Genomic DNA, 12108 nt, shown 5'->3' with positions numbered 1-12108 from the left:
CGTCTGTCGCGAGGTGGCGTATATTACGCTTTCCTCCTTCAGAGTCAACCTCTTTTTCAGAAGTTTTTCTCCGGCGGAAACTCCTGGGAGCCTCCTGCTGAACACCGCGTTACGTAAGCCGTTGTGCCGTGTCAGTGGAGGCGCATTATAGGGAAGCTTTCACAGAGCGCAAGTGCAAATTTGAACTTTTTTGCTGTTCGTCTGAAATTTGCACAAAGGGGCTGTTTTACGCGCTTTTAATACGGGCAGGTAACTCGGCAAGACTCTTTATTACCCAGTCAGCCAGCGCTTCACCTTCAGCCGTGACCGGCTTACCGCTGAGAACGAGGACTTTCTTACCTACGCCGGCTGCCTCGGCGGCCTGCATATCTTCCAGTTTGTCACCCACCATATAAGAGGCCGCCATATCGATGTGCAACTCTTGTTGCGCGGACAGTAACATTCCGGGCTGAGGCTTACGGCAGTCACACTGCTGGCGATATTCTTCAACCGTCGCGTCGGGAAGGTGCGGGCAGAAATAGATCCCATCAAGGTCGATATCCCGATCGGCCAGCGACCAGTCCATCCACTCGGTAAGCCGCATAAACTGATCTTCGCTAAACATACCGCGAGCAATACCAGACTGGTTAGTCACGACAACCAACGCAAAGCCCATCTTCTTTAATTGTTGCAATGCTTCAATGACGCCATCAATAAACTGGAAATTATCGATTTCGTGGACGTAGCCGTGATCAACATTGAGGGTGCCATCGCGATCGAGAAAAATGGCCGGGACTTTATTCGTCACGTAAAAACTCCTGCTATAAAAATTGCCGATCAGTATCGCACGATTGCGATTAAAGGGAGAATGTCTGATTGAATCACTTCCATTGATTTAGACGTCTGGATGCCTTACCATCCATCCAGCTTATGCATGCTTTCAGTGATGAGAGCACACCAGACCACGGACAATGCAAGACGATAATAAATAACGTAATGATTAAATTAGAAAATATTACCAAAGTGTTCCAGCAAGGTTCGCGATCGATACAGGCATTATCGAATGTCAGCCTGCACGTACCTGCCGGGCAAATCTATGGCGTCATCGGTGCATCCGGTGCCGGTAAAAGCACGCTCATTCGTTGCGTGAATCTGCTTGAACGCCCGACTTCCGGCCGCGTGCTGGTTGACGGTGCAGACTTAACGGCGCTGGGCGAACGGCAACTGACTCAAGCCCGCCGTCAGATCGGCATGATTTTCCAGCACTTTAACCTGATGAACTCACGCACGGTTGCGGGCAACGTTGCGCTGCCGTTAGAGCTGGGTCAGCTCTCTCGTGAGGAAATTAAAAAGCGTGTGACCGAGCTGCTGGATCTGGTCGGCCTGGCTGATAAACACGACGCCTGGCCAGCCAATCTTTCCGGTGGTCAGAAACAGCGCGTCGCTATCGCGCGTGCGCTGGCAAGCAATCCCAAAGTCCTTCTGTGTGATGAAGCCACCAGCGCGCTCGATCCGGCAACAACCCGTTCGATTCTTGAATTGCTCAAAGATATTAACCGTCGTCTTGGCCTGACCATTCTGCTGATTACGCATGAGATGGATGTCGTAAAACGCATCTGCGATCAGGTCGCAGTGATAAGCCAGGGCGAGTTAATTGAAAAGGACAGCGTGAGCGAAGTCTTCTCGCATCCTAAAACGCCGCTGGCACAACAGTTTATCCAGTCAACGCTGCACCTGGATATTCCGGACGATTATCAACAGCGCCTGTCACCTGAAGCAGGCCCAGAGAGCATGCCCTTACTGCGTATGGAATTCACCGGGCAGTCTGTCGATGCACCTTTACTGTCTGAAGCCGCGCGTCGTTTCAATATCAACAACAACATTATTAGTGCGCAGATGGATTATGCCGGCGGTGTGAAGTTCGGCATCATGCTGGCGGAAATTCACGGCAGCGAAAGCGATACACAGGCCGCGATTCAGTGGCTGCAGGAACATCACGTAAAAGTAGAGGTACTAGGTTATGTCTGAAGCGATGATTGCGTTGCTGGGGCGCGGCGTGTGGGAAACGTTGATGATGACCTTTGTCTCTGGCTTTTTCGGTTTCGTACTGGGATTACCGGTAGGCGTCCTGCTCTATGTGACCCGTCCGGGTCAGATTCTGGAAAACAAAGGTTTGTATCGGGTGCTGTCGGCGCTGGTCAACATCTTCCGCTCTATTCCCTTTATTATCCTGCTGGTCTGGATGATTCCGTTTACCCGCATCATTGTTGGCACCTCTATTGGCTTGCAGGCCGCCATTGTGCCACTGACCGTGGGTGCGGCGCCCTTTATTGCCCGTATGGTTGAGAACGCCCTGCTGGAACTGCCAACCGGACTGATCGAAGCGTCACGTGCCATGGGTGCCACACCGATGCAAATCGTGCGAAAAGTGCTGCTGCCCGAAGCCCTGCCCGGCCTTGTCAATGCGGCCACCATCACGTTGATTACGCTGGTCGGCTACTCTGCAATGGGCGGAGCCGTGGGCGCGGGCGGTCTGGGACAGATTGGCTACCAATACGGTTATATCGGATATAACGCGACAGTGATGAATACGGTATTAGTGTTATTAGTCGTTTTGGTGTATCTCATACAATTCTGTGGCGACCGCATCGTGCGTGCTGTGTCCCATAAATAAGCAAGCAATATCACTATTAAGGAAAGGATATGTCTTTCAAATTTAAAAAAATTGCCGCTGTGGGTGCATTAATTGGCGCGATTGCGCTGGCAGGATGCGATCAAAAAGCCAAAGATCCAAACCACATTAAAGTGGGCGTGATTGTCGGCGCAGAACAGCAGGTTGCGGAAGCGGCGGCTAAAGTCGCTAAAGATAAGTATGGCCTGGATGTTGAGCTGGTCACCTTTAACGACTACGTGCTGCCTAACGAAGCACTGAGCAAAGGTGATATTGATGTGAATGCCTTCCAGCATAAACCGTATCTGGATCAACAAATCAAAGATCGTGGTTACAAGCTGGTATCCGTTGGTAATTCTTTCGTTTATCCGATTGCGGGCTACTCGAAAAAGATCAAATCACTCGACCAACTGCAGGACGGCGCGCAGGTTGCCATTCCTAATGACCCAACTAACCTTGGTCGTTCGCTGCTGCTGCTGCAGAAAGTGGGCCTGATTAAGCTGAAAGACGGTGTGGGCCTGCTGCCAACCTCACTGGATATCGTTGAGAATCCAAAACACCTGAAGATTGTTGAGCTGGAAGCGCCACAGCTGCCACGTTCGCTGGACGATCAGCAAATCGCACTGGCGGTCATCAACACGACTTACGCCAGCCAGATCGGCCTGACACCGGCGAAAGATGGCATCTTTGTTGAAGATAAAGACTCACCGTACGTGAACCTGATTGTTGCGCGTGAGGACAATAAAGACGCAGAAAACGTGAAAAAATTCGTGCAGGCTTATCAGTCTGACGAGGTCGCGGATGCGGCGAATAAAGTCTTTAACGGTGGTGCGGTTAAAGGCTGGTAATTTAGCCTTACATCTCTCCTCAGGGCGGCTTATAGCCGCCCTTTCTGATATTGCGCTTTGCTGACTTGTTATTTATCCGTGTCCTTGTTTCAATAACGCCACTTTTTGAAACTTGAGGATGTTGCCATGCGTTTTTTACCGCTCTGCTTGTTAGCATTGATGCTGACAGGGTGTGTTCGAGAGTACCACCCAATAAGCAGCGCACCTTCTCATCCGCAGCAATCCAGCGAACCGACACGTAAGCCAACGTATCGTCCCGCGCCTGTTAAGGTTTACACCGATGCGGCCGATCTGGTGAGCAAACCCTTCCGCGATTTAGGCGAAGTGTCCGCTGAAGATTGCCAGGTGAGCAATCAGAGCTCCCCCCCAAATATCGCTACCGCACGTAAACGTATGCAGATTAAAGCGTCACAGATGAAAGCCAATGCTGTGCTGCTGCATAAATGTGAAATCGTCAGCAGCACACCGGGCTGTTACCGTCAGGCTGTTTGTCAGGGATCGGCGTTGAAAGTCACCAGTCAATGAGTGAATTCGCCTTTGCGCAAATCGGCGTGATCCGTTCACCCTGGAAAGAGAAGTTCGCCGTGCCGCGTCAGCCTGGGCTGGTACAGGACGGCGGCGGCGAACTGCATCTTTTGCCGCCTTATAACCAGGCGGATGCCGTGCGCGGCCTGGAAGACTTCAGCCACCTCTGGATTCTGTTTGTTTTTCATCAGACCATGGAAGGCGGCTGGCGCCCTACCGTACGGCCTCCACGGCTGGGCGGTAACGCGCGCATGGGCGTTTTTGCCACCCGCTCCACTTTTCGCCCCAATCCCGTCGGCATGTCGCTGGTTGAGCTCAAAGGCATTCGCTGCGAGAAGCAGCAGGTCATTCTGCAACTGGGCAGCCTGGATTTAGTGGACGGTACGCCGGTTGTCGATATTAAACCTTACCTGCCTTTTGCCGAGGCGCTGCCCGAAGCGCGCGCCGGTTTCGCGCAGGCCGCGCCGGAAAGCACTATGCCGGTCCGGTTTTCAGCGCTTGCCCAACAGCAGTTGCAACAGCACGCCCGCTATCCGCATCTGGCACGCTTTATCAGCGACGTTCTCGCTCAGGATCCGCGGCCCGCTTACCGTAAAGGTGAAATCCAGGACAGGGAATATGCCGCCTGGCTAATGGAGTTTAACGTGCGCTGGCGCATTGATGACGCAGGGACGGAAGTCGTGGCTATCGATCCGCGTTAAAACCCGCTTTTTAGCCAGTGATCTCACTGGTACACTAGCCGCCAGCAAATTTTGTCTGTGAATTTCCGATCAACTGGAATCGTAATCAATGCGTACTACTCAATATCTGCTCTCTACTCAGAAAGAGACACCTTCTGACGCGGAAGTGATCAGCCACCAGCTGATGCTGCGTGCCGGGATGATCCGTAAACTGGCTTCAGGCTTATATACCTGGCTGCCAACCGGACTGCGCGTATTAAAAAAGGTCGAAAACATCGTCCGTGAAGAAATGAACAATGCCGGTGCCATTGAGATTTCAATGCCTGTGGTGCAACCCGCCGATCTGTGGCAGGAGAGCGGTCGCTGGGAACAGTACGGTCCAGAGCTATTGCGTGTTGCCGATCGCCATGAGCGCCCGTTTGTGCTCGGTCCGACGCACGAAGAAGTGATCACCGATCTGATTCGTAATGAGCTGAGCTCCTACAAACAGCTGCCGCTGAATCTGTATCAAATCCAGACTAAATTCCGTGATGAAGTGCGCCCGCGCTTTGGCGTGATGCGCTCGCGTGAATTCATCATGAAGGATGCTTACTCCTTCCATACTACTCAGGAATCGCTGCAGGAAACCTATGACGCGATGTATCGCGCCTACAGCCAGATTTTCAATCGTATGGGGCTGGATTTCCGTGCAGTGCAGGCCGATACCGGCTCAATTGGTGGTAGCGCATCCCACGAATTCCAGGTGCTGGCGCAGAGCGGTGAGGATGACGTGATTTTCTCAACGGCGTCTGACTTCGCCGCCAACATTGAATTTGCTGAAGCCGTCGCGCCCGCGGGCGATCGTCCTGCCCCTGCAGAAGAGATGCGTGAGGTGGATACGCCGAATACCAAAACCATCGCAGAACTGGTGAGCCAGTTCCAGCAGCCGATTGAGAAAACCGTGAAAACCCTGATGGTGAAGGGCGCAGAAGAAAGCGGTCACGCGTTGGTGGCGTTGCTGGTTCGCGGCGATCACGAACTGAACGAAATCAAGGCAGAGAAATCGCCTCTGGTTGCTTCTCCGCTGACCTTTGCCACCGAAGAAGAGATCCGCTCAGCGGTTGGTGCGGGTCCTGGCTCGCTCGGCCCAGTGGGGCTGAATATGCCAGTTATCGCAGACCGTACCGTGGCGAAGATGAGCGATTTTAGTGCTGGTGCCAACATTGAGGGTAAACACTATTTCGGCATCAACTGGGAACGCGATCTGCCAATGGCGCAGGTAGCCGATCTGCGTAACGTCGTGGAAGGTGACCTGAGCCCGGATGGCAAAGGTACGTTGCAGATTAAACGTGGTATCGAAGTCGGCCACATTTTCCAGCTGGGCACCAAATACTCTGAAGCGATGAAAGCCTCTGTACAGGGCGAAGACGGTCGTAACCAGATCATGACCATGGGCTGCTACGGCATCGGCATCACCCGCGTGGTTGCGGCGGCCATCGAGCAGAACCATGACGACCGCGGCATCATCTGGCCTGCTGCGCTGGCGCCGTTCGAAGTGGCGATTCTGCCGATGAATATGCAGAAATCGTTCCGCGTGAAAGAGTTAGCGGAAGAGCTGTACAACACGCTGCGCGCCAAAGGTGTAGAGGTGATTCTGGACGATCGTAAAGAGCGTCCGGGCGTGATGTTTGCGGATATGGAGCTGATTGGCGTACCGCACACCATCGTGATTGGCGATCGCAATCTTGATAATCAGGAGATTGAGTATAAAGCCCGTCGTGCCGGTGAGAAGCAGATGATCAAGCAGGATGAAATTGTCGAATTTCTGCTTAACGCGCTTAACAAGTAACCGCACTATAACGCCCCTTTAAGGGGCGTTTTTTTTGCTGAATAACGTGCGGCTATCAGGCTTGTTCCCGCATTCTGCCCCTGTCTGACTTGTCATAACGTCCCATGTACATGCCCCTTATTGCACCTTACCGCGCAGCGCTTTGGTATTGCTGCGCCGTGACTTGCCTTCCAGTCTGCGCTCTTTCGAGGCGCGCGTAGGTCGTGTTGAGCGCCGGACTTTCTCTACCGTGGTAAGTTCGCGGATCAGGTTGACCAGCCGCTGCAGTGCCGCCTCCCTGTTCATCTCCTGACTCCGGTACTCCTGCGCCTTGATGATCACGGTTCCGTCACCGGTAATTAAGTGGTGGCTGGCATTTAGCAGTCGCTCTTTATAGAACGGTGGCAAGGACGAGGCGGCAATGTCGAAACGTAGATGAATGGCGGTGCTGGTTTTATTCACATGCTGACCGCCAGAACCCTGCGCCCGAATAGCCGTCAGTTCAATTTCACTGTCCGGCAGCTCAACGTTGCGTGACAGCATAATCATCTGTCACCTGCCTGCGTGCAGTACGCGTTTTTTTGTATCGGGCTATCCATTCACTGAACCTTTCGTGCTTTATCCTGAGTCGTCTTAGACGGCGTAGCCAGCTACTTTAGCAGTGATTTGCGCGCGGTTCCTGTTTTTGCCTGGCTGATTTTCTGGAAATGCCTGTGATATAGTCGCTAATCAACCAGAGTGTTTCTGCTCTGCTGAGGAGGTGCCTGTGCAAAAATATTGTGAGTTAGTTCGCCAAAAATATGCCGAAATCGGCAGCGGAGATCTGGGATATGTACCCGATGCCATTGGCTGCGCCTTAAAAGCGCTGGATGATATTGCCGCGAATGTTGCGCTAAACGCTTCTCTCAGGGAACAGGCGGCCTATGCCGCCGCAAACTTATTGGTGAGCGACTATGTTGATGAATGAAGCTTATAAACCCATCAATTGCGATGACTACGATAATCTGGAACTCGCCTGCCAAAAAAACTGGATGCTGTCGCTGGAGTTAAAAGACGGTGAACAGCTTAAGGCCAAAGCCAAAGATATTCTTTCACGTAAAAACGTTGAATATCTGGCGATTGACCTTTCCGGTGAAACGCGCGAGTTACGCCTCGATCACATTGCCAGCTTCAGCCATCCTGAACTCGGCACCGTTGTTGTCAGCGAAGAGTAATTCACTTCCCGTCGGGCGGGATGCACTCCCGCCCACCTCATTCAGGTTTCAACGAACTGTAATAGGCGGCTAAATTCGCCATATCCTCATCATTTAAGCCTGCCACAAATGCCTTCATGACTTCAGCCTGTCCCCCGCTTCGTTCCCCTTTCTTATAGGCCTGTAATGCCTGGTTAAGATAGGCCGCATTTTGGCCAGCCAGATTGGGATAGAGAGGCGTGGTTGCTTTACCCTGTGCCCCGTGGCAGGCCATACAGGCGGCCGCGCGTTGCTCACCCGCGTTCACATCGCCTGCGGCGTGGACCGGTAAAACAGTTATCAGCAGCAAGGCTGCTATGCGTTGCATTATTCCGGCTCTCCCGACGTTTTCTGCCAGTTGACTTGCCAGCCAGCAGCATCCTCGCTGGCACCTTCGCGGGTAACAAACAGCCCGGGCGCGCAAATCAACGTCTGATTAAAATAAATTAATGGAATACGCGCGCGTTGCCAGGGCGGGATATTCAGCCTCTGCCAGATTTTTTTTATATCTCGTCCGCCTGGGCGATTCACGATATGCACATAGCCTGTTGCGTGAAACCGCACGAATACCTGCTCCTGCGGTTGTGGGCAGCGAAGCGTACTCGTGCTTTTTTCGGCCGTCAGTACGCCCAGGTTTTGTGGCAAATGCAGAGGTTGTTCGACGTCATTCCAGGCGATTTCACAGTCAGCTAAAGAGGCGCTGAGCGGCAAGTGGTAAAGCTGCTGCCGGTAGCGACGGATCTCGTGGTTGCCCAGCTTCAGGCGCGGCTGCGCATCTTCACGGCACAACATGATCTCCTGACGGATTCGACGTAATGCTTCGCGCGACGGCATTTTCTCGCCCTGAGCGGCCAGCCAGCGGCGCAGCAGGGCGTTGCCTTTTACCTCACTCATGGTCAGCAAAGGTGTGAAGCACAGGCTACCGTCGGGTTGAATAAGCTCGCTAAGCGGCTCAGCCAGTAACTCATCCAGCAGTTGCTCCTGCTCGCCACACAAGGCGGCACTGCGCGCCGACGCCTCGGCAAAATGCGGCCAGCGGCGCAGAAGCGTCGGCAACAGCTGCTGACGCAGAAAGTTTCGGTCATAGCGCTGATCCTGATTGCTTTCATCTTCAACCCAGACCAGTTGATGCGCCTTGGCGTACTGCTCCAGGCTCAGGCGGGAATGGTTTAACAAGGGTCTGAGTAAGGCATGTCCGGCAAACGTCGCCGCCGCCGGCATGGCCGCCAGGCCCGCCGGGCCGCTGCCGCGTTTCAGCGCCAGGAGCAGCGTTTCACACTGATCGTCCAGATGCTGCGCGGTTAGCAGCTTTTCATCCGCGCACAGCGCCTGCCCCAGAGCCTGATAGCGCACCTGCCGCGCTGCCGCTTCAATGCCTTGTCCCTGATCCGTTACCTGCACACGCAGGACTTCACAAGGAATCTGCCACCGTTCGCACAGGCACAGGCAGTGCGCTGCCCAGCTATCGGCATTCGGGCTGAGGCCATGATGCACATGCAGCGCACGCAGCCGTGACCGCGGGCGCGCTTGCTGCCAGGCCCGCAGTTGATGAAGCAGAACGGTAGAATCCAGACCACCGCTGAACGCCACGACCAGCGCGTCATTTTCCTTTAACAGTGCGTCAAAATCAGACATGTTCTCAATCCATACCGCGGCCAGTGGAGTCGCCCAAAGCCGCCATTTTACGCCTGATAGAGTTCCAGCGGCAAACCATCCGGATCGGCAAAGAACGTGCAGGGCTTTCCGGTTAGCTCATCGATGCGGATCGCTTCACATATCACGCCTTGCGTTGCCAGATAGCGCATCGCCGCTTCAACGTCCGGCACGCTGAAGGCCAGATGACGCAGGCCACAGGCTTCCGGTTGACTGACGCGTGCGGGCGGTGTGGGAAACGAAAACAGCTCAATCGTATACTGACCGTTCAGTGCCAGATCCCCTTTCCACGAATCACGCGCTTCACGATAGTGTTCGCTTTGCAGTTCAAACCCCAGAATGTCGCAGTAAAACGCTTTGCTGCGCGAATAGTCTGATGCAATGATCGCGATATGATGGATGTGCGTTAGCTGTAGCATCGTTGCTTCCTGTTAAACATGACGTCCTGTTACCCGGCCTGTTTCAGCACACGTACCCGATATTCCCCCTCTTCGGTGAGGATCGCGCCGTGAATATCCGTCTCAAAGCCAGGATAGTGGCGTCCAATGCTACACAGCATTAACAGGAAGTCGAGTACGGCGCGGCTTTGTTCTGTGATCATTTCACCAGGCATCACCAGAGGAACGCCCGGAGGATAAGGCAGGATCATGTTGGCAGAGATGCGGCCCACCAGCTCATTGATGTTCACGGTTTCAATATTGCCCTTCACCTGTTGCTGAAAAGCCTGATGCGGCGTCATTTTCATCTCGGGCAACACGTCAAACGCCTTCAACATGAGCCGCGGTAAATCATGTTGCTGGATAAGACGGTGGATCCCCTGCGCCAGCGTCTGAATACGCATGTTGCGATAAAAATCGGGATCCTCCGCATAGAGATCCGGCAACATATTTTTGACCCGGAGATTGAGATCGTAGGCGCGCTTAAACTCCGTTAACCCTCGCAGCACGCTCATCGCTTTGGTTTTATCAATGCCGATACTAAACAGGAATAACAGATTGTAAGGGCCGGTTTTTTCAACCACGATGCCGCGCTCATCCAGGAACTTCGCCACCAGCGCCGCCGGAATGCCCTCTTCCGCCATCACGCCCAGCTCGCTCATGCCGGGTGTCAGGATCGTTACCTTGATCGGATCAAGATACATGTGGTCGCGATCGGCCTGGGTGAATCCGTGCCAGTCCTCTTCCCCCGGCTGTATTGGCCAGCACTGGGCTTCATCAACGTGTTCAGGCTGCCAGATATCAAAAAACCAGCTGTCGCACTCTTCTCGCAACCGCTGTATCTCACGACGGAAATGCAGGGCGCGTTCCACTGACCGGTTAATGAGCCTTTTGCCCGGATTTCCGCGCAGCATCGCCGCCGCTGTCTCAATGGATGAGACGATGGCATAGTTCGGTGAGGTGGTGGTGTGCATCATGTAGGCTTCATTAAACGTCTGCTCGTCATAGTCGCCTTTAATATGAATCAGCGAAGCCTGGGAAAAAGCCGCCAGCAGTTTATGGGTGGACTGCGTTTCATAGAAGACTTTACCCGGCACCCGCTCACCGCTCATGCCGCTTTTCCCCTCATAGATGGGATGAAAGTTGGTATAGGGAACCCAGGCAGAATCAAAGTGGATCGACGGCACCTCAAGGGTTTGCTTGATGTACTGAGTGTTGTAGAGCAAACCGTCGTAGGTCGAATTGGTGATCACCGCATGTACCGGCCAACTGGCGCGCGGCGTGACCGCCACTTTTTGCTCGATGCTGGCACGGGTGAACTCTTTTTGCGGAATACCGCCCAAAATACCCAATGCGTTGCGTGTTGGCTTGAGCCAGATGGGGATCAAATCGCTCATCATCAACAGATGCGTGAGCGACTTATGGCAGTTGCGGTCCACCAGAATCGTGCTGCCTGCCGGGGCAGCATACATTCCGACGATTTTATTCGAGGTCGAGGTGCCGTTGGTCACCATGTAGCTCTGTTCCGCACCAAAAGTGCGGGCGATATACTCCTCGGCTTCCAGATGCGGCCCTGTGTGGTCCAGCAGCGATCCCAGTTCCGTTACCGAAATCGAGATATCCGACTTCAGCGTATTGGCACCAAAAAAGTCATAGAACAAGCAGCCGACCGGGCTTTTCTGGAAGGCCGTACCGGCCATATGGCCTGGGGTACAGAAGGTGTATTTCCCCTCTTTCACATAGGTAAACAACGCTTTGGTCAACGGCGGCGTGATGTTGTCGAGGTAGTCATCTGTGTACTGGCGAATGTGAAGAGCAATATCGTCGGCGGCGTTCAGCGCATATTCAAAGAAATGCAGCGGCATACGCATTTCATTGATACTGATATCCATCTGGGAATGGGTATTGATAAAGGCATACAGCGGCAGGTATTCATTAAGCTGATTGATTTCACCACACAGCTCCGGGCTGTTGTGTTCATCCCAGTCAAAAATGACGCCGCTAATACGGGGATTGTGTTCAATGAGTTTTAGCAGATCGTCATTGTTTTTCGGCCTAATTAGTTGAAAACCTTGCTGACTCAGCGCGACTTCCAGTTCGCGCAAGGGTTCATCTTTGTAAAACACGCCATGCGCGCCCATGATCGCCAGAATATTCAATGCACATCTCCCTGATTGTTGAGGCATTAAGTAAGCATAGCGAATGATGCCACTCAACTGCAGTCAGATTAATGGCATAAAAAAAGCGGACCGAAGTCCGCTTTATCGTCATGAAGC

Annotated in this window: 14 protein-coding genes; 8 read left to right on the top strand and 6 right to left on the bottom strand. The window is 53.4% G+C overall.

From position 1 onward, the window contains the following. Positions 1-226: 226 nt before the first annotated feature. Positions 227-787: a D-glycero-beta-D-manno-heptose 1,7-bisphosphate 7-phosphatase gene (gene gmhB / locus QLG08_RS09085; RefSeq protein ID WP_116197775.1), complete on the bottom strand. Its 561-nt coding sequence runs from the start codon at positions 785-787 to the stop codon at positions 227-229. 188 nt (positions 788-975) lie between these two features. Between gmhB and metN the strand changes: the two genes are divergently transcribed. The 6 genes from metN (at position 976) to proS (ending at position 6531) form a co-directional block, all read left to right on the top strand. Then, on the top strand, positions 976-2007 hold the full coding sequence (gene metN, locus QLG08_RS09080) for a methionine ABC transporter ATP-binding protein MetN (protein ID WP_020693764.1): 1032 nt from the start codon (positions 976-978) through the stop codon (positions 2005-2007). After that, positions 2000-2653, top strand: coding sequence for a methionine ABC transporter permease MetI (locus QLG08_RS09075; protein ID WP_013024713.1), 654 nt, complete (start codon positions 2000-2002; stop codon positions 2651-2653). The genes metN and QLG08_RS09075 overlap by 8 nt, the downstream gene beginning before the upstream one ends. Before the next feature lie 29 nt (positions 2654-2682). Further along, positions 2683-3498 carry a MetQ/NlpA family lipoprotein gene (locus QLG08_RS09070; RefSeq protein WP_014592975.1) on the top strand — a complete coding sequence of 272 codons (816 nt, stop codon included), beginning with the start codon at positions 2683-2685 and terminating at the stop codon, positions 3496-3498. 126 nt (positions 3499-3624) lie between these two features. Beyond that, a complete protein-coding gene (rcsF, locus tag QLG08_RS09065; protein WP_014592974.1) occupies positions 3625-4023 on the top strand; it encodes an Rcs stress response system protein RcsF in 399 nt (132 codons plus the stop codon). Next, positions 4020-4724, top strand: coding sequence for a tRNA (N6-threonylcarbamoyladenosine(37)-N6)-methyltransferase TrmO (tsaA, locus tag QLG08_RS09060; RefSeq protein ID WP_013024710.1), 705 nt, complete (start codon positions 4020-4022; stop codon positions 4722-4724). Before rcsF ends, tsaA begins: the two co-directional genes overlap by 4 nt. A gap of 88 nt (positions 4725-4812) precedes the next feature. Next, complete coding sequence (proS, locus tag QLG08_RS09055) at positions 4813-6531, top strand: proline--tRNA ligase (RefSeq protein WP_282472890.1); 1719 nt, start codon at positions 4813-4815, stop codon at positions 6529-6531. Positions 6532-6648: 117 nt separating this feature from the next. On the opposite strand, the gene arfB is transcribed toward proS, so the two are convergent. Continuing rightward, the gene (arfB, locus tag QLG08_RS09050; RefSeq protein WP_013024708.1) at positions 6649-7059 is read right to left on the bottom strand and encodes an alternative ribosome rescue aminoacyl-tRNA hydrolase ArfB; all 411 of its coding nucleotides are present in this window, start codon (positions 7057-7059) and stop codon (positions 6649-6651) included. A 217-nt stretch (positions 7060-7276) separates the two neighbouring features. Between arfB and QLG08_RS09045 the strand changes: the two genes are divergently transcribed. Together QLG08_RS09045 and rof are read left to right on the top strand one after the other, a co-directional pair. Further along, complete coding sequence (locus tag QLG08_RS09045) at positions 7277-7477, top strand: YaeP family protein (RefSeq protein WP_014606545.1); 201 nt, start codon at positions 7277-7279, stop codon at positions 7475-7477. Further along, positions 7464-7724, top strand: coding sequence for a Rho-binding antiterminator (gene rof, locus QLG08_RS09040; RefSeq protein ID WP_013024706.1), 261 nt, complete (start codon positions 7464-7466; stop codon positions 7722-7724). The genes QLG08_RS09045 and rof overlap by 14 nt, the downstream gene beginning before the upstream one ends. Before the next feature lie 37 nt (positions 7725-7761). Here rof and QLG08_RS09035 read toward each other — a convergent pair whose 3' ends face one another. From QLG08_RS09035 to QLG08_RS09020, 4 genes are read right to left on the bottom strand one after another with little or no spacing between them, the layout of a single operon-like run. Next, positions 7762-8070 (bottom strand): cytochrome c, encoded by a 309-nt coding sequence (locus QLG08_RS09035; protein WP_013024705.1) that lies wholly within the window; start codon positions 8068-8070, stop codon positions 7762-7764. Next, positions 8070-9377, bottom strand: a complete 1308-nt coding sequence (gene tilS / locus QLG08_RS09030; RefSeq protein WP_161611326.1) for a tRNA lysidine(34) synthetase TilS — start codon at positions 9375-9377, stop codon at positions 8070-8072. Before tilS ends, QLG08_RS09035 begins: the two co-directional genes overlap by 1 nt. Before the next feature lie 47 nt (positions 9378-9424). Beyond that, positions 9425-9814: a VOC family protein gene (locus QLG08_RS09025; protein ID WP_014592971.1), complete on the bottom strand. Its 390-nt coding sequence runs from the start codon at positions 9812-9814 to the stop codon at positions 9425-9427. Positions 9815-9843: 29 nt separating this feature from the next. Continuing rightward, positions 9844-11991 carry a lysine decarboxylase LdcC gene (locus QLG08_RS09020; RefSeq protein WP_022622238.1) on the bottom strand — a complete coding sequence of 716 codons (2148 nt, stop codon included), beginning with the start codon at positions 11989-11991 and terminating at the stop codon, positions 9844-9846. Between the last annotated feature and the right edge of the window lie 117 nt (positions 11992-12108).

Source organism: Pantoea sp. V106_11 (genome assembly GCF_029967885.1).
In the GTDB taxonomy this organism is placed as follows: domain Bacteria; phylum Pseudomonadota; class Gammaproteobacteria; order Enterobacterales; family Enterobacteriaceae; genus Pantoea; species Pantoea ananatis.
This window is presented reverse-complemented; position numbering and strand designations above follow the sequence as displayed.

Bases quoted from the DNA above. Each gene is read 5' to 3' on its own strand.
- metN (WP_020693764.1), top strand. From the start codon at position 976: ATGATTAAATTAGAAAATATTACCAAAGTGTTCCAGCAAGGTTCGCGA.
- QLG08_RS09075 (WP_013024713.1), top strand. From the start codon at position 2,000: ATGTCTGAAGCGATGATTGCGTTGCTGGGGCGCGGCGTGTGGGAAACG.
- QLG08_RS09070 (WP_014592975.1), top strand. From the start codon at position 2,683: ATGTCTTTCAAATTTAAAAAAATTGCCGCTGTGGGTGCATTAATTGGC.
- rcsF (WP_014592974.1), top strand. From the start codon at position 3,625: ATGCGTTTTTTACCGCTCTGCTTGTTAGCATTGATGCTGACAGGGTGT.
- tsaA (WP_013024710.1), top strand. From the start codon at position 4,020: ATGAGTGAATTCGCCTTTGCGCAAATCGGCGTGATCCGTTCACCCTGG.
- proS (WP_282472890.1), top strand. From the start codon at position 4,813: ATGCGTACTACTCAATATCTGCTCTCTACTCAGAAAGAGACACCTTCT.
- arfB (WP_013024708.1), bottom strand. From the start codon at position 7,059: ATGATTATGCTGTCACGCAACGTTGAGCTGCCGGACAGTGAAATTGAA.
- rof (WP_013024706.1), top strand. From the start codon at position 7,464: ATGTTGATGAATGAAGCTTATAAACCCATCAATTGCGATGACTACGAT.
- QLG08_RS09035 (WP_013024705.1), bottom strand. From the start codon at position 8,070: ATGCAACGCATAGCAGCCTTGCTGCTGATAACTGTTTTACCGGTCCAC.
- tilS (WP_161611326.1), bottom strand. From the start codon at position 9,377: ATGTCTGATTTTGACGCACTGTTAAAGGAAAATGACGCGCTGGTCGTG.
- QLG08_RS09025 (WP_014592971.1), bottom strand. From the start codon at position 9,814: ATGCTACAGCTAACGCACATCCATCATATCGCGATCATTGCATCAGAC.